This window comes from Kitasatospora sp. DSM 101779 (assembly GCF_025655475.1).
In the GTDB taxonomy this organism is placed as follows: domain Bacteria; phylum Actinomycetota; class Actinomycetes; order Streptomycetales; family Streptomycetaceae; genus Kitasatospora.
Genome location: NZ_JAHTIK010000002.1, coordinates 31,632 through 46,510, shown reverse-complemented (window position 1 = coordinate 46,510; position 14,879 = coordinate 31,632). Strand labels below are relative to the sequence as shown.

The window sequence follows — 14,879 nt, the reverse complement described above, 5'->3', positions numbered from 1 at the left end:
CCCGCCGTTGGACCCGGGGCTGCCAGGCGGCGCGGACCGCGTCGGCGATCGCCCGCGCGGCGGCCGGCTTCGGGGTGGCGGTGCCCTTGAGCCAGCGCTGGACGGTGCGCTGCGAGACGCCGAGCTGCACGGCGACCGCGGCCGTCGAGCCCTTCGCGGCCTTCACCAGGAACCGAACCCGGGCGGGCACGGACTTGGGGATCGGCCGGGTGCGCATCGCACGCTCCAAGCCGTCGTCGATCTCTCCCATGCGTGATCTCTCCGGATTCATGGCGGTATGTCAGGTAATGGGCGGGCGTCCGACACGGCTTGCCCAGCCAGCGGGCAAGCCCTGGGCAAGCCTGGCGTGCGGTGGGCAAGCCGTTCCCGGCAGTTGGCCCGCCCGGCTCCGGTGGGGTCCAGGCGGGCCGTCAGTGTGGGGTGGTGGCGGTCAGTCCATGTCGCGGGTCATGTCGACGATGCGGCTGTAGTGGCCCTGGAACGCGGCGGTGATTACGGCCTGCGGGCCGCCGCGGTGCTTGGCGACGTTGAGTTCGATCTCGCCGGCGCGGGCGCTCTCCCTCTCGTGCATGTCCTCGCGGTGGAGCAGGATGATGATGTCGGCGTCCTGCTCGATGGCTCCGGACTCGCGCAGGTCGGAGACCATGGGGCGTTTGTCGGTGCGATGCTCGGGGCCGCGGTTGAGCTGGGAGAGCGCCACGACCGGGCACTCCAGTTCCTTGGCCATGAGTTTGAGGTTGCGGGAGATGTCGCTGATCTCCTGCTGGCGGTTCTCAAAGCGCCGGGTGCCGCCGGACTGCATCAGCTGGAGGTAGTCGACGACGACCAGGCCGAGGCCGCCGTGCTGCTGGGCGATGCGCCGGGCCCGGGAGCGGATCTCCATCAGGGTGAGTTCCTGGGAGTCGTCGAGCACCAGCGGCGCGTCCATGACCTCGGGGGTCCGGCGGGCGAGGCGCTGGACGTCGTCGTCGGTGACCGTGCCGGCCTTGATGTGGTGCAGGGCGACCTTCGCCTCCGCGGAGAACAGCCGCTGCACGATCTCCGCCCGGCCCATCTCCAGGGAGAAGAACGCGCAGGCCTTCTGCTGGTGGACGGCGCAGGCCCGCGCGAAGTCCAGGGCGAGCGTGGACTTGCCGACGCCCGGCCGCGCGCCGATCACGACGAGCTGGCGGGGCAGCAGGCCGCTGGTGAGCTGGTCCAGGTCGGCGAAGCCGGTGGACAGACCGGCCAGGGTCTTGCGGGTCTTGGCCGCGTCCAGGCCGTCGAAGAACGCCTCGACGTCGTCGCGGACCGGGGCGTACGGGGTGCTGACCGTACGGGCGCTGACGGCCTTGTAGACCTCTTCCTGGGCGGCCTGGACGATGGAGTCGAGCTCGCCCTCGGCCGCGTAGCCCATCGAGGCGATCCGGGTGCCGGCCTCCACCAGGCGGCGCAGCACCGCCCGCTCGTGGACGATCTCGGCGTAGTACTCGGCGTTCGCCGCGGTGGGCACCGAGTTGACCAGGGTGTGCAGGTAGCCGGGGCCGCCGACCCGCTCCAGGTCGCCGCGGCGGGTCAGCTCACCGGCAACCGTGATCGGGTCGGCCGGCTCGCCCTTGGCGTAGAGGGCGAGGATCGCGGCGTGGATGGTCTCGTGCGCGGGCCGGTAGTAGTCGGCGGGCTGGAGGACCTCGATCACGTCGCCGATCGCGTCCTTGGACAGCAGCATGCCGCCCAGCACCGACTGCTCGGCGTCCAGGTCCTGCGGCGGCACCCGCTCGAAGCCGTCGCCGGGAAGGGTGTCGTCCCCGCCGCGGCTGCGGGTCCGCCCGCCCCACCGCGGCGCGGGCAGCTGCTCGACCACCGGCTCCCCGGTCGGCGCGTAGTCGTCCTCCGGCGGCTCCTCGGGCAGGTCGTTCGGCTCCGGGGCCGGGTCCTGGGGCAGTACGCTCATGGTGAATCTCCTGTTCGAGGGACGGTTCGATCCGGCGGCCGGGGGTGCAGACCCCGGCCGCCGCTTGCTGTTCGGGGGATGGTCAGACGTTGACCTTGGACTGCCACGGCACGCCCTCGGCCGCCAGGATCTCGGCCAGTGACAGCCCTTCCGGCTTGCCGCCGCGCCGCTGCTGCTCCTCGCGGACGCAGGTCGGGCAGTCCAGCGGGAGCACCGGGTGGCGCGGGCACTTGCTCGGGTCCGGGCGACGGGGCGCGGCGGGCCTGGCCGGGGCGCCGGCGTACTGGGCGTGGATCGCCTCGCCCAGACGCCACCACGACGGCTTCTCCCCGCCCATCCAGGCCGCGACCGCCGCCAGCCACTCCACCGACTCGCCCTTGGCCACCAGCCGGGTCGCCGACTCGGTGAACTCCGTCAGGGCATCCGGCCCGCGGTGGCGGCCGACCCCGATCGAGTCCCGGCCAGCCTGCCAGGCCGCCACGATCCGCTGAACGTCCGCCGGCAGCTCGGCCGCGGGCGCAGCGGGAGCGGGCTCTTCCCGGGGCGCGGGTACGGCCGCAGCCGAAGGCGCGGCCTGCCCCTGCGGGGGCTCTTCCTGCTCGTCGATCTCCTTCTTCTTCTCCTGCTCCTGGGCGGCGGCAGAGGGGTCGGCAGACGCAAGGAGAGAGAGAGGAGGAGCACAGGGGAAGGAGTACGGCTCGTGATCCTGCTGGTCAGCGGCCAGATGCAGGTCGGAATTCTGACCCCGCGGGTCGGAATTCTGACCCCGCGGGTCGGAATTCTGACCCGCGGGCGCCTCGGTGGGGTGCGGGTCGGAATTCCGACCCGCACGCTTTGCCCTCGCTTCCAGGGCCTTGGCGGCCTCCTTCTCGGCAGCTCGGCGGGCAGCCTGCGTGGCCTTCGGCTGGATGGCGTCCAGCTTCTCGTCGGTGTTGCACCAGCGCGGCACGTAGCCGTTGCAGGGCCGGTCGTGAACCTTGATACGCAGGGGCTTGCCGAGGGCGCTGCCACGTGAGGACGTCTTGATCGGCCCGTTCTCCGGCGTGCTGACCAGGCCTACCGTCGACAGCCGACCGAGCATCCCCCGGACCCGGGTGAGGCTGCTCGGCTTCCCGTTCGGCCCGGGGATCAGCTGGCACAGCTCCGCCAACGACAGCACCCGGACGCGGTTGATGCGCCCCCTGCTGTCGAAGATGAGCGCCCGCAGCGTCCAGTAGCCGCGGGTGTCGCCGTCCTGGAGGTCATCGCACAGCGCGATCCAGTCCAGGAGGTACGCCCCGAAGAACTCGTCCCCGTCCGGGCCCTCAATCTGCGCCAGCTGCTCTCCGCCATGGTCCGCACTCACGCGACACCACCCGCGGCGGGCACGGGGAGCAGCACGGCCTGGACGGTCGGGCGGTGGTTGTGGTGGAGCCGGGCGTGGCCCTGGATGGAGTGACGCGTGTCATGGGTGGGCGGAGCGGCCGGGGCGACACGGCGACGTCGGGGGGCGGGGTGACGCAACAGGTGCTCTCTCCCGCTGTTGTCGGTCCAGCGTTACCGCGTGCTACCCAGGCTGGGCGAGGAGACGGGTGTCTCTCGCCGCGAGCTGGGTGCGCCTGGTACCGTCGGACCGACAACAGCTATATGCGGTGGAAGCGGCCTCGAACTCTTGGCGGAGGGGGCCGCTTTTGCTTTGTCTGTTCAGTTGGGGTATGGGGCGACGTCGTGAGCCTAGACCCCGGCGGAGCCGCTCACATGGGTGATGGCGGTGGGCGTGTCCGCCGTGGTCAGACTCGAACGGCTTGTAGATGTGGTCTGCGACCCGATTACAAGTCTTCGGAGGCCGTGGAGCCCCATGACTGGAGCGGCAGCCGAGGCGCAGAAGCCCACGCCGCATCGTCCGACGCGGGGAACGCTTGGGCGTGGGCTGCGGTCGAGCGCAGCCTCTCCAGGCTGGTGCGCACCGTGCCTCGGGCGATGGAGAGGTGCTCGTGGGCGCGATCGTAGGCTCCCCTCACCTTGCCGGTGACAGGAGTCGAGGTGGCCTCCAGATCCGCCAGCAGCTCGGCGACTTCGTCGCTCAGCTCCCGGGCGCGAGCCTGGGCATTGGCCAGCCGCTCGGCGAATCCCGCGGGCAGTGGCTTGGGGATCAGGGGCAGCATCGCGTCTGGCAGGAGAAGGCTGCCCGCCGGACGCTGGCCAAGCCAGCCACTAAGCCTGTGGCGGGGAGACTCGGTTCGAACGTGGTCGAACCCCCACTTCTCGTAGTACTGCTGAAGTCGACGGTTGCTGCGCCAAACGTCCAGGCGCAGCCACGACCTGCCCTCGGCTGCTGCGATGGCCGAGGCCCAGTCCAGGATCCGGGCGCCAAGGTGGGACCCGGATTCGGAGCGGGCCACGATCAGCTTGTAGATGTAGAAGGCTGAGTGGATGTCGTCGTCGGCCGTCCAGAAGTCCTGGTCTGCATCACCACGGCTGACGGTTGCAACCACCCTGTTGCCGTCGGCGGTGAAGACCCATGTGCGGCCGAGCTGGATCTTCTCCAGCCAGCTCTGCATGGCCCGCTCGCCGAGGTCAGGATCCGACCACTGGTCGATGCCGGCGGCGGCCAGCCACTGCTCAGCTTCAGCGCGCAGGCTCATCAGGTCCGGGATGTCGCTGGCCTGGGCCAGACGGACGCCATAGTTGGTCATCAGACCTCCATCTCGTACACGAGCAGGTGGCGGTCACCAGGGGCGATGGTGACCATGACTCGGACAGGGGCCTCAGCCCCGTGGCCGATGCGGACGTGCTGGATCACCGGAGTGCCCACCGGGAGCTGAAGCGCCGTGCTCTCCTCAGGTGTGGGCATCCGGGTGCTGATCTCGTCGCGGATACTGGTCTGGGGGTGCCCGATGTGGCGCAGCACGCCACCAGGGACTGACAGTTCCCGGTCCTCATCCAGCAAGGTCCCCCTGGCGATCGTGGCGGGGAAGTAGCTGGTTGACAGCTGGAACGGCTCGTTATCAACCCAGCGGACGCGGGCACGCTTCACAACCTCGTCGCCGGGCATGATGCGGAGCCACTCTGCGGTCTGCGCATCGGCCGGTTCCACTGTCTTGATGAGCGTTTCGCGGGGTTCGCGGCCGGCGTCCTTGATGGCGGTTGCCCAGTCGTCCAGTGCGTGGGAATCGCGGCGGCGACCTCGCTCGAACTCGGACAGATTCCAGGTGATGCGGCGAACGGCTCGGACTCGACGCCGACCGCCCTGCTCCCCAATGACTAGGCCCTCGGCCTTGAGGATGTCCACGCCGGCCGCAGCGGTCTTGGGGGCGACGTTGAATTCCTCGGCGAGCTCGCGCCCGGTGGGAAGCACTGCGCCCGGGACCAACACGCCGGACCTGATCTGCTCGCGCAGAGCGTCAGCGACGGACCGAGCGCTTCCCCTTCTCATCTGATCTGTCGGAGTCATGGGCCACAAGGTACCTGATGGTGCGTAACTTTGGTACCTAAGTCGCCCACCTTGGATGCGTGTCGGCGCCTGGGGGTGCATGTTTCGTAGCCATCGACGTGCACTTTTGCACTCAATCAAGAGACTTAAGCACCAAAGAGCTTGACGCTCCGTCACTCAGTGCGTACGGTCATCCATGTCGCCAAAACTTAGGCACCAAAGTCTAGGTGTTTGGCGGTGAACGAGTGCCACCATCCAGCAGGTAGTCGCCGCCCACAGTTCGGGTGCCGGGTAGCTCCACCAAACCCATGCGGCTGCCCCGCAGCAGCGCTGATGCGCTGTCCGCTCGCCAGGGCGCCGGGATTCCCGTGCGGCCTGGCGGGCGGAGAGAGCACCGCAATGCCGCCCTCACCTCTCTCCGTACAGACGAGGAGCACCCGATGACCACCTCGACCGCGATCCCCACCGCCCGGCAGCGCAAGAGCCGGACCCGCACCACGAACGTCTCCAGCAAGCCGGCGCTCCTGCTGTCGCAGCTCCCGCCCACCATGGTCCAACTCACCCATCGCGCCGAGGTCCTGGCCTGCCCGGCCTGCGAGACCTGGTGCCCGCTGACCCTGAACAAGGGCACCAAGCAGTGGAAGATTGCCCCGCACCACACCGAGCGCGCTGGCACCCCCGGTGCCCGCCGCTGCGGCAACTCGAACAGGCTGTTCATCATCGACATGCCGCTCGCGGTGTGGCAGGAGCAGCGGGTGGAGGCCAGTGCCGACGTCGCCGCCCGTCGGCCGACCAAGGTGCTGAAGAAGGTGAAGACGCCGGTCGTTCCGGCGGTCACCCAGCTCGCCCCGGCCGCGCCGACCGCGGACACGGCCCGCGAGACCTACGAGGCGCACCGCAAGCGATGCTCGGCCTGCACCGGCCGCGCGCACTGCATCGACGGCGGCCGCCTGGCCGCCACCTACCTCCAGCTGCTCCGGCAGGAACCGCAGCGCCGCGCGGCCCAGGCCCGCGCCGAGCAGGAGCAGCGCCGCGCTGAGCGCCGCCAGGCCGAGCAACACCCGCAGCGCCGAGCCGACGAGTGGCGCCGCAGGCTTCCGGCGGTGTTCGTCGCGGACACCCTGCGCCGCATCCCGCTGCGCGACGCCGTCGGTCCGATCCGCGGCATCGAGGTCCCGACGGAGAAGCCGTCGGCCGCCTGACCCACTGCCAGCACGAACCGCCACGGCCGCCGCCCACCCCGAGTACGACGGGGTGGGCGGCGGCCGTGGCTGCTCGTACAGCCAGCAAGAACGGCCCCAGGGACGCACTTCCCCGGGGCCGTTGCCGGTCGCCCAACCCACCCGCAGTAGACGAGAGGAAACGACCGTGGACACCATCATGGCACCCGCCGCCCCGGACCTCGACGACCTGTACGCCCGCTACTCGGGCACGCTGCTCGTGGCCGCCGCCGAGCAGCTCGCCGCCATCACCCCCGCCGCCGCCGACCTCGACGAGGACCTCGCCGAGGCGGTCTGGGACGACGTCGCCGCCGGCCGCTACCCCGACGGCGCCCGCGGCCTGGACGGCCTGCTCATCCTCCTGCGCACCAAGATCCGCCGCGTCCGCGGCCGGGCGCTGGCCGCCAGCCGGGCGATCCGCCAGGTCGTCATCGACCTCGACGACCTCGACGACATCGCCCCGCACACCGTGATCCGCACCGTCCGGCCGCTCCCGGCCACAGTCTCCGCCGCCGTCCGCGCACTCCCGCTGGCCGGGTGACCACCGTGGACGCCCAGGGCGCAGCGGAGCTGCAGCGGCAGATCCAGGAGCAGATGGCCCGGCTGGAGGCTCAGCGGGCCGCCGAGCGTGCCGCTGCCGAGGCCGCGGCCCGAGCCGCTGGCGGTGGCCAGTGAGCAGTCCTGAGGACCAGGCCTGGACCCAGCGGCAGATGGACGAGCTGCTGCGCCGGGCCCGGGAGATGCACGCGAGGGCGCAGGCCGAGAGGGCCGGCCAGCAGAAGTAGCGACGCCAGCCATGACAGGAGGAGCACACAGATGAGGACGAGCGAGAAGTACGAGACCCGGCAGGCCAGGCCCGGCGCCTGCGACCTCGCGGCGTGGGCCGACAGCGCCCTGGCCCGCCCGGCGGTCGGCGGCGCGGACCTGGAGCAGCGGCACGTCCTGGACGAGGCCGCCCACCCCGAGACGGTCGAGGCGCTGCGGCGCCTGGCCGCCGCGGCCTGACCGCCCGTCGGTTGTTGTCGTTCGCCGCCGCGCCCCTGCCCGCATCTGCGGGTCGAGGGGTGCGGCGGTGTTCGTCGGTGCCCGACGCACCGTCCCGTCGACCCAGGAGAAGCCGATGTCCCAGACCACCCCCGCCGCGCCGCCGCAGGGCAGCCACCACTACATCCTGACCCTCCAGAAGCCGATGGGCGGAGGCTTCATGATCTCCTCCAGCTCCGGCACCTGCTCGCCGGCAGGGATGAGCCGCTACGACGTCTACACGCGGCTGGTCGCCGACATGGTCCGCCAGGACCCCCAGCTGGCCGGCGCCTCGGTCCTCCACTTCGACCTCCAGCCCAACCAGCTCTGACCGCCGGTTGCTGTCGTTCGCCGCCGTGCCCCGTCCGCATCTGCGGGTCGAGGGGTGCGGCGGCGTTCGTCGGTGCCCGACGCACCCCGGCGTCCCCGCCGTAGAAGAGAGGAGACGAGGTGTCCATCACCGCCGACAGGCCGGTCCGCACCAGCCCGGTGCCGACCGCACGCCACCCCGCCCCCGGCAGCAGCCACCCCGCGGCGCCCGCCGGTGCGGTGCACGTGGTGTCCCGTCAGGAGTACGACGCGGCGAAGACCGCGCTGGCCAAGCTGAAGAAGCTCGGCGACATGATCACCCGCTCGCTGATGTCGATCGGCGGCGGCGCACTCATCTTCACCTGCGCGAACGTCACGCTGTTCGCGATGACGCACCACATCCCGGTGTGGATCGCCTGGATGCTCGACCCGATGGCCTCCCTGGCGCTGATCACCGTCCTGTACGTCGACGGGGTCCTCGCCGAGCAGGGCGGCGAGCGGGCCGGAACCTGGCCGTTCCTGCTGCGCTGGTTCGCCGGCATCTCCACGTGGCTGATGAACTCCTGGACGAGCCTGTACCCGGACGGCCACTTCACGCTCATCCCCGCGCACCCGGACGCCGGCGGGCTGCTGCTCCACTCCGTGGCGCCGTTCCTGCTCATCACGATGGCCGAGGCGTCCTCCGGCTACCGCAAGTACCTCGCCAAGCGGCTCGGCGAGCTGCGCCAGGTCGTGCAGGCCTTCGAGGACCAGCAGCACGCGGCGAAGAGCGAGAGCGAGCGCCGCACCCGCGAGGAGAACGAGCGGGCCGAGAGGGAGCGGCGCGAGGCCGAGCGGGCCGAACGCGAGGACCGCCGGCGCCGCGAGGACCGCGAGTACGAGGAGCGTCTGGAACGCGAGCGGATGCGCGAGGCCGCGGAGGTCGCCCGCATCGCCTCGCAGACGGAAACCGAGCGGCTTCGCGAACAGCGCGAGCTGGAGAACGCGAGGGCCAAGCGCGAAGCCGAGAAGGAACAGCGCGAGCGCGAAGCGGAAATCGAGCGGCTCCGCGAGGAGACGGCGCTGGAGAACGCGAGGGCGCTTCGCGAGGCCGAGCGGCTGCGGGCCGAGCGGGAAAACGAGGACGCCCGGCTGCGCCGCAAGCAGGAAATCGAGGCGGAGCGGCTGCGTTTCGAGCGGGAGAGCGAGGAGGCCCGGCAGCGCTCGGAAGCCGAGCGTGAGGCGCTGCGGATCAAGGCCGAGGGCGAGGCGCAGGCACAGATCCTGCTGGCGAACGAGCAGGTCAGGCGGCAGCAGGCCGCCGAGCAGGAGCGCCGGGAGAAGGAGGCCGCGGAGGCTGCGGCCAAGCGCCGCAAGGCGGAGGAGCGTGCGGCCGCGAGGCAGCAGCGCCTCGCCTCGCAGACCCCTCGCGCTTCCCGCACTGTCGCCTCGCGTTCCCTCTCGGAAATCACCTCGCAGAACGGCGGCACCGTTCCTCGCGAACTGCGCTCGCAGCTGCGCGAGCAGGCCGAGCGCGAGGTCGCGCGGCTGATGCTGGAGGGCTCGGAAATCGACCAGCGGGCGATCGGCGAGCGCTACGGCAAGGGCGAGACGTGGGTCGGAGACCGCATCCGCTCCGCGAAGAAGCGCCTCGCGAACGACGCCGAGTTCGAGAACGACGTCATCGCGTCCGCGCTGGAGGACGAGATGCCGGTTTCCGAGGAAACCAAGCACGACGACACCCAGGCCGGCGACGAGACGGCCTGACGAGGAGTCGGCCTCTCCGGTGGCCACCAGGGCGCAGACATCGCCCTGGTGACCGCCGAAGGCGCCGAAGCGCCGAGCACCACGCTATCGGCCCGGCCGCCCGGCCGGGCCACGAACAGCCCAAACAGCAATTCCCGCAGGTCAGACCGGCGGGCACAGCGACAAGGAGGCAACGGTGAGCGGCACCGCGCGGCCGCCGGCCTGGCGGCGCAAGCAGGCAGAGAAACGCAGTGAGCAGCGGGCCCGCCGGGTCGGCGCGCACGTCGCGCAGCTGCGCAGCGAGGCGGCGGCGGGTGGTCCGCCGGCGGCCGCGGCGGCCGAGTGGAACATCCTCCGGTCGGTGATCGGGAGGCTGCCGGAGGGGGCGCGGGACGGCGAGTGGATGCAGCTCGCGGCCGTCCTGCGGCAGCTGTCGGAGGCCCTGGCGAAGCGTCACAGCAAGTGACCGGATGCGAAATTCGCATCGCTCAAATTCGCATCCCTACGCGTCCGTACGCGTATTTGCCCGCCCCAACGCGTAGGCGCGCCCGCGGGCGCGCGCGAGAGTACCCGCCCACGGTGCGTAACCGCAAGGGCGACCGCACCTGATCTTCCGGGCCGTCACCAGCCGGTGTCCGGCCCCTGTTTGGTGATCCAACGAGACCCCTTGGGAGGGGACGATCATGGCTGTCATCGAGGCTGTTGTCGGCGCCGGAGTCGGCGTCGCGAGCATGGCCCTGTCGGTGGCGATGCAGGTGCTCGCCAGCGGCGGGCAGACCGCCACCGCCGGGCTCGGCAAGCGCCACCGCACCGGCGGCAAGGCCGGCGGCGGCGTCACGGGGGCGATCAACGGGGCGCTGTCGAAGTTGGAGATGCCCCGCCTGCACATCGCGATGTTCACCGCGGGCGGCGTCGGCCTGGCCGGCACTGGACTCGGCAACCTCATCTCCGCCTGCACCACCTGGGCCAACCAGACGGCGGCGCACCTGATGACCGACTGGGTCGGCATCGGGCTGGGCTGGCTGGTGTCGGTTGGTGCCGCGGTGATCCTGCTGATGGACGTCCGCGACGACAAGTGCACCCCGCGCACCCTCGCCCTGGCCGCGACGATGCCGTTCTTCGTGGCGGCGATCCCCGGCAAGGTCGGCGACGGCGCCGCGACCGCGATCAGCGCCGTCGCCCGGTTCATCGGCCACCTGGTCGCCTCCGCCTTCGGCATGCAGTAAGAGAGGAGAGGAGAGCCCGATGGAACTGCTCATCGCGATGGCGCTCGCCTACGCCCTGTCCGGCGGCGTCGCTGCCGGCCGCGCGACCGCCGCGCAGCACAAGACGCCGAAAGACCCGAAGCCGGCCGACCGGACGGACGCGGGCCGCAAGGTCGCGCAGGGCGCGATCAACTCGGTGGCCAGGATCTACACCTGGACGTCCGGGGCCCGCGAGGGCTGGCGCAAGGCCTGGCCGGAGACGAAGACGACGATTAGCGAGCGCCGGGCGACGGTGAAGGCCGCCAAGGCCGAGCGGCGGGCCCAACGCGAACAGGCGCCTGCGGGAGCGGCCGGCGAGCCGGAGGTCGTCGACGCCGAGATCGTCGAGGACGAGCCGGTGAACACCGGCGGCCCGACGGCGCCGACCGCCGAGACGATCGCCGACGCGAAGGAGGCCGAGGCGGCGGCGCGGGCGGCCGCGACCGTGCACGTCCACGTCACCACCGACCCGCCGCCGCCCGACACGGGCCCGGCCGCGGCGCCGGTGCCGCCCCCCAGGACCGCCCCCGTCGCAGATGCGGCGGGGGCGCCGCCGTCCCCGGCCGAGGAGCCGGTCGGCGGCCCGCACCTGCGGGTCGTCAAGGACGACGGCACCTCACCCACGGCCCCCGCCGGTGGCGGGGGCGCGAGCACCCCGAGGAGCAGCATGAGCACCCTGCCCACCGTCGCCGGCCGGGTCACCGAGGTGACCGGCGTCGACTCCCTGATGCAGTACCTGGCCCAGCTCGCCCGTTGGGCGCGGATGGAGCGGGACGACGCGACCGCCGCCGTCACCCGCCTCGCGGAGCTGCGCGGCAAGGCGGAGCACGCCTACAACGCCGCGGCGGCCGCGAAGTACGACAAGGCGACGCTCGGCGAGCTCGCGGCGATCGTCGAGAAGCTGGCCGAGCTGCAGGCCGCCCGCGAGGAGGACCTGCGCACCTCCGACCTCGCCGAGCGCAACGCCGCCCAGGCCTCGGCGAACGTCTGGGGCCGCCACGGCGGCATCCAGGAGGCCCGCAACCAGTCCGACGTCGACATGGCCGAGACCACCACCTACGGCGACTGACCACCGGTCAGCACCCAAGACGAGAAGCGAGAACTTGCATGGCAGAGATCACCTACGGCCAGATCCAGGAGAACCTGGTGGCGCTCGCCGCCGCCACGGCCGCGGAGGAGGCCGGCGCCCGCGAGCGCTTCGAGCGCCTGAACGCGAAGGTCGTCGAGGCCGACCGCAACTTCGGCGCGATCCGCGAGCTCGGCTTCGACCCGCTGACGCTGCACGACTTCCAGCTGGTCGGCGGCGCGCTGGTCGGGCAGGCGAAGGCGGTGGCGGCCGCCGCGAACTCGGCGATCGAGCTGAACGGCATGGCCCGCGCCGCGGGCCTGGCGATCGAGCAGCGGCACGGCGGCTTCGACCGGGCGGTCGCCTCCGCCCCGGTCCCGGCCGCCAAGCGCGAGGCCTACAACAACCGCATGTGACATCCCGCCGGACGTGACGTCCCGGTCGGACACCGCCCGCCCGCCCCGCATCTGCTGCGGGGCGGGCGGTTCGGTGCCCGGCCGAGGTGCCGCACCCGCAGCACCCCGCACCACTCGTACGACCTGACCGAGCCCGTCCCGCCCTCACCGGAGGAATCACCCCGTGATGAAGTCCCAGACCTCCGCCCCCGCCGGGGCGGACACCACCGCCGGCAGCGGCAGCCTGCGCGGCCGGATGGCCCGTGGCGCCTGGCGCCGGCTGCACCGCAACCGCCGCCACCTGCCGCCGCTGGCCGCCTCCATCGCCCTGGCCGGCTACGGCCAGGCCCTGACCGCCGCGCCGCACGGCATCGTCGGCGCGCTCGCCGTCGACGCCGCCCTGCCCGCGGCCGTGCTCGCCACCCGCGCGTGGCGGGCGAAGCGGCCCTACAGCGGCCGCACCACCCGGTTCCTGCACCGGCACCGGGCGCTGCCGACCCCGCCGAACCGGCCGATGCGCAGGGCCGAGCTGCTGCGCACCTCGGCCGCGGCGACGGCGGCCGGAGCGCTGCTGACGCTGATGCCGGTCACGCACACGGGGCCGTTCGAGGCGCCGATGACGGGGCTGTGGTGGCTGGCGCTCACCCCGGCCACGGCGATCCCGTGGTGGTGGCGCCGCCGCATCCGCGCCGCGGCCGCACCGCTCGGCGTCGAGGAGCGGATCGCCCGCTGGGAGGAGAAGGTCGGCGGGCAGCGCGGGGCGCTGCCCGGCTCGCGCCTGGTCGACCCCATCGACACCGGGGACGGAGCGTGGGAGGCGCTGATCGAGCTGGACGGCGGCCGGCAGACCACCGCCTCCGCGATCGCCGCGACCACGCTGATCGCCTCCGCCTACGACCTGCCGATCTCCTCGATCGCCGTGGACGGTGTGCCCGGCGGGGCGGCGTCCCGTGCCAAGCTGCTGGTCTACGACAAGAACCCGTTGAAGCAGGTGCCGGTGTTCCCCGGCCCGGAGGCCCTCGACGTCGAGACCGGGATCGCCCGGCTCGGCCTGCACATCGACGGCACCCCGGCGCAGTACCAGATGTGGCGGCCCGGCTGGGGCGCCGTGCACACCCACATCTCGGGTGCGACCGGCTCCGGCAAGTCGGCGCTGCTGCGCAGCCTGTTCTCGATCGAGCGGCACTCCGGCCTGGTGACGTCCTGGGGCGGGGACCCGCAGGAGGGCAAGAGCTTCGGCTTCTGGCAGGACTACCTCTCCTACTTCGCCCCGGGTGTGGACGAGTGCATGGCGATGCTGATCGCCGCCGACGCCGAGCTCACCCGCCGCTCCAAGGCCTCCGCCCTGACGGTGTGGCACGACGACGACGGCGACGTGATGTACGGCGATACGGACTGGTCGCCGACGCCGGAGGAGCCGCTGATCTCGGTGACGATCGATGAGTGGCAGGACGTCTGGGGGAACTACCCGGAGGCCCTGGACTACGCGGTGCGGATCGCGATCCTCGGCCGCAAGGTGGGCATCAAGCTCCGCCTGGTCACCCACCTGCCCACCCTCGACTCGCTCGGCACGACGAAGCTGCGCCAGCCGCTCACCGCGGGCAACAACGTGGCTTTCCGCACCACCGAGCGCTCCGCCGGGTACGTCATCAACCTCCCAGCGGACCCGAACGACATCCCCGCGACCTGGCCGGACCAGCCCGGCGTGCCGACCTCCGGCATGGGCTACCTCAAGGGCGTCGAGGAGCGCGCCGCGATGTTCCGGGGCTGGGCGCCGGAGCGGGCCGGCATCGCCACCCGCTGGGCCAAGCGCGGCACCCCCGCCGTCATCTCGCAGGAGGCCGCCGAGCACATCGGCCCCGCCTACGTCGAGTGGCACGAGCGCCTGGCGGCCCGTCGGCGCGGCGAGCTGCCGCCGGTGCCCGGCGTCACCGCGGACCGGGACGCCACCCTCGGCCAGGTGGCGGGCGACGTGCCGCCGAGCGCGCCGCAGAAGAAGAACGGCGGCGTCGTCGCCCCGGCCATCTCGTTCGGCAAGGTCCCGGCGCAGACCGGTCCCGGCTTCGAGCAGCAGCTCACCACCACCGCCACCGCGGCCGGGACGCCGGTGCGCGGCGACAAGAGGAAGGCGATCCTCGCCTTCCTGGAGACCGAGGGGCAGGCCACCACCGGGATCATCTCCGCCCGGCTCGGCATGCCGATGTCCACCGTCTCCTCCACCCTCAGGCGGGCCGCCGAGAAGAACGAGGTCGTCGACCTCGGCCACGGCGCCTGGGGCTCCGTCACCGCGATGGCCGCCTGAACCACCGTCACCCCCTCCACCGTGCCCGCCGCCCGAACACCTGGGCGGCGGGCACACCCACACCCGCGCATGCGCGAGAGAGAAGGCAACCCCGTGAACGCCACCCACCACCTGATCGTCGGCCGTGCCTGCTCCGGCAAGACCCGCACCCTTCAGCAGCTGATCGCAGCCGAGAAGGCCGCCCACGGCCCGGCCGTCGCCGTCTGGGGCATCGAGCCGACCGGACCCGGCCGCATGGCCGGCCTGGACC

16 protein-coding genes are annotated in these 14,879 nt (G+C 72.2%); 11 read left to right on the top strand and 5 right to left on the bottom strand.

All coding sequences use genetic code 11. The features are described from left to right. From KSNIM_RS38510 to KSNIM_RS38490, 5 genes are all read right to left on the bottom strand, one after another. A partial coding sequence (locus KSNIM_RS38510; protein WP_263108316.1) for a helix-turn-helix domain-containing protein occupies positions 1–250 on the bottom strand: 250 nt, incomplete at its 3' end. A gap of 180 nt (positions 251–430) precedes the next feature. Beyond that, a complete protein-coding gene (dnaB, locus tag KSNIM_RS38505) occupies positions 431–1,933 on the bottom strand; it encodes a replicative DNA helicase (protein ID WP_263108315.1) in 1,503 nt (500 codons plus the stop codon). 82 nt (positions 1,934–2,015) lie between these two features. Then, the gene (locus KSNIM_RS38500) at positions 2,016–3,278 is read right to left on the bottom strand and encodes a hypothetical protein (RefSeq protein ID WP_263108314.1); all 1,263 of its coding nucleotides are present in this window, start codon (positions 3,276–3,278) and stop codon (positions 2,016–2,018) included. A gap of 463 nt (positions 3,279–3,741) precedes the next feature. Further along, positions 3,742–4,608 carry a GNAT family N-acetyltransferase gene (locus tag KSNIM_RS38495; RefSeq protein ID WP_263108313.1) on the bottom strand — a complete coding sequence of 289 codons (867 nt, stop codon included), beginning with the start codon at positions 4,606–4,608 and terminating at the stop codon, positions 3,742–3,744. Then, entirely contained in the window at positions 4,608–5,366 is a 759-nt protein-coding gene (locus tag KSNIM_RS38490) for a GntR family transcriptional regulator (protein WP_263108312.1), read from the bottom strand. The genes KSNIM_RS38495 and KSNIM_RS38490 overlap by 1 nt, the downstream gene beginning before the upstream one ends. Positions 5,367–5,785: 419 nt before the next feature. Here KSNIM_RS38490 and KSNIM_RS38485 point away from each other — a divergent pair, with 419 nt between their 5' ends. The 11 genes from KSNIM_RS38485 (at position 5,786) to KSNIM_RS38435 (ending at position 14,629) form a co-directional block, all read left to right on the top strand. Beyond that, positions 5,786–6,547, top strand: coding sequence for a hypothetical protein (locus KSNIM_RS38485; protein ID WP_263108311.1), 762 nt, complete (start codon positions 5,786–5,788; stop codon positions 6,545–6,547). 166 nt (positions 6,548–6,713) lie between these two features. Then, positions 6,714–7,106: a hypothetical protein gene (locus KSNIM_RS38480; RefSeq protein ID WP_263108310.1), complete on the top strand. Its 393-nt coding sequence runs from the start codon at positions 6,714–6,716 to the stop codon at positions 7,104–7,106. Then, positions 7,103–7,240, top strand: a complete 138-nt coding sequence (locus tag KSNIM_RS38475) for a hypothetical protein (RefSeq protein WP_263108309.1) — start codon at positions 7,103–7,105, stop codon at positions 7,238–7,240. The genes KSNIM_RS38480 and KSNIM_RS38475 overlap by 4 nt, the downstream gene beginning before the upstream one ends. 141 nt (positions 7,241–7,381) lie before the next feature. Continuing rightward, positions 7,382–7,570, top strand: a complete 189-nt coding sequence (locus KSNIM_RS38470) for a hypothetical protein (RefSeq protein WP_263108308.1) — start codon at positions 7,382–7,384, stop codon at positions 7,568–7,570. Positions 7,571–7,685: 115 nt separating this feature from the next. Beyond that, positions 7,686–7,919, top strand: coding sequence for a hypothetical protein (locus tag KSNIM_RS38465; protein WP_263108307.1), 234 nt, complete (start codon positions 7,686–7,688; stop codon positions 7,917–7,919). 119 nt (positions 7,920–8,038) lie between these two features. Beyond that, positions 8,039–9,643, top strand: coding sequence for a hypothetical protein (locus KSNIM_RS38460; protein ID WP_263108306.1), 1,605 nt, complete (start codon positions 8,039–8,041; stop codon positions 9,641–9,643). A 175-nt stretch (positions 9,644–9,818) separates the two neighbouring features. Then, positions 9,819–10,088, top strand: coding sequence for a hypothetical protein (locus tag KSNIM_RS38455; RefSeq protein ID WP_263108305.1), 270 nt, complete (start codon positions 9,819–9,821; stop codon positions 10,086–10,088). A 217-nt stretch (positions 10,089–10,305) separates the two neighbouring features. Continuing rightward, positions 10,306–10,848, top strand: coding sequence for a hypothetical protein (locus KSNIM_RS38450; RefSeq protein WP_263108304.1), 543 nt, complete (start codon positions 10,306–10,308; stop codon positions 10,846–10,848). Between the two features lie 19 nt (positions 10,849–10,867). After that, a complete protein-coding gene (locus KSNIM_RS38445) occupies positions 10,868–11,935 on the top strand; it encodes a hypothetical protein (RefSeq protein ID WP_263108303.1) in 1,068 nt (355 codons plus the stop codon). A 38-nt stretch (positions 11,936–11,973) separates the two neighbouring features. After that, positions 11,974–12,348 carry a hypothetical protein gene (locus tag KSNIM_RS38440; protein ID WP_263108302.1) on the top strand — a complete coding sequence of 125 codons (375 nt, stop codon included), beginning with the start codon at positions 11,974–11,976 and terminating at the stop codon, positions 12,346–12,348. A gap of 163 nt (positions 12,349–12,511) precedes the next feature. Further along, positions 12,512–14,629, top strand: a complete 2,118-nt coding sequence (locus tag KSNIM_RS38435) for a hypothetical protein (RefSeq protein WP_263108301.1) — start codon at positions 12,512–12,514, stop codon at positions 14,627–14,629. Positions 14,630–14,879 lie beyond the last annotated feature (250 nt).